The sequence below is a fragment of the Mesorhizobium sp. M7A.F.Ca.CA.002.15.2.1 genome (assembly GCF_003998715.1).
Lineage (GTDB): Bacteria > Pseudomonadota > Alphaproteobacteria > Rhizobiales > Rhizobiaceae > Mesorhizobium > Mesorhizobium ciceri.
Window position 1 is genome coordinate 1 of record NZ_RZPI01001065.1, and the last position, 1,091, is coordinate 1,091.

The window sequence follows — 1,091 nt, forward strand, 5'->3', positions numbered from 1 at the left end:
GATCCGTTCCAGCTTGGCCGCCGGGCTCACTTCGGGAACGAAGATGGTCGCCTTGTGGCCAAGCCGCATGGCGGCATAGGCGACGGCCGCGCCATGGTTGCCGCCCGATGCTGCGACGACACCGGCCTTTGGGACCGCACGCTCCAGCAGGTTGGTGAAGGCGCCGCGCGCCTTGAACGAGCCGGAATGCTGCAGGCATTCGAGCTTCAGGTCGACGGCCAACGGCGGCCGATCGAAGTCGGCCATGTCGACGCGCAGCACCGGCGTGTGCCTGATATAGGGGCGGATGCGCGGTTCCATCGCGGCAATGCGCTCGCGTGTGACGGTGATGCCGTTCGTCATGATTGCTCCCTGTGACGGGTCGGTGTGTTTCCGGCGCTTCTATGCAAGCCAGTCGGGCATCGAATCCAGTCCGATCAGGTCGTCATAGGTCAGGCGTGGGCGCACGACGTGGAACCGGTCGCCGTCGACCAGCACCTCCGGAACCAGCAGACGGGTGTTGTAGGTGCCGGCCTGCACCGCGCCATAGGCGCCCGCGGTGGAGACGGCAATCAGGTCGCCGGCCTTCAGCCTGGGCAGATCGCGGTCCAGGCCGATATAATCGCCGGTCTCGCAGACCGGGCCGACGACGTCGACCATCATGCGCGGCGTGTCCGCCGGCGGCTGCACGACCGGACGGATATCGTGGAAGGCATCGTAGAGCGTCGGCCGGATGAGATCGTTCATGGCGGCGTCGACGACGAGGAAGTTCTTGGCGTCGCCTTCTTTTACGAAGATCACTTCCGAGACGAGGATACCGGCATTGCCTACGATCAGCCGGCCCGGCTCGAACATCACCTTCAGCCCGAGCTTGGTGACATGCTTCCTGACGATCTGGGCATAGGCATCGGGCAGCGGCGGCGGGTTGTTGTCGACGCGATAGGGGATGCCGAGGCCGCCGCCGAGGTCGATATGCTCGATGGCATGGCCGTCCGCCCGCAGCGCGCCGACCAGATCGACAAGCAGGGCGAAGGCGTCGTCGAAGGGCTGCAGCTCCGTGATCTGGCTGCCGATATGGGTGTCGATGCCGGTGAGCCTGATGCCGGGAAGCG

General features: G+C 65.7%; 1 protein-coding gene and 1 pseudogene. Both read right to left on the reverse strand.

The genetic code is table 11. The annotated features are described in order from the left end of the window. Positions 1 to 342, reverse strand: a 342-nt coding sequence (locus tag ENZ74_RS32620; RefSeq protein WP_127313326.1) for a pyridoxal-phosphate dependent enzyme, incomplete at its 3' end; no start/stop codon positions are given. Positions 343 to 381: 39 nt separating this feature from the next. Next, positions 382 to 1,091 (reverse strand): annotated as a pseudogene (locus ENZ74_RS32625) (diaminopimelate decarboxylase); the annotation flags it as partial.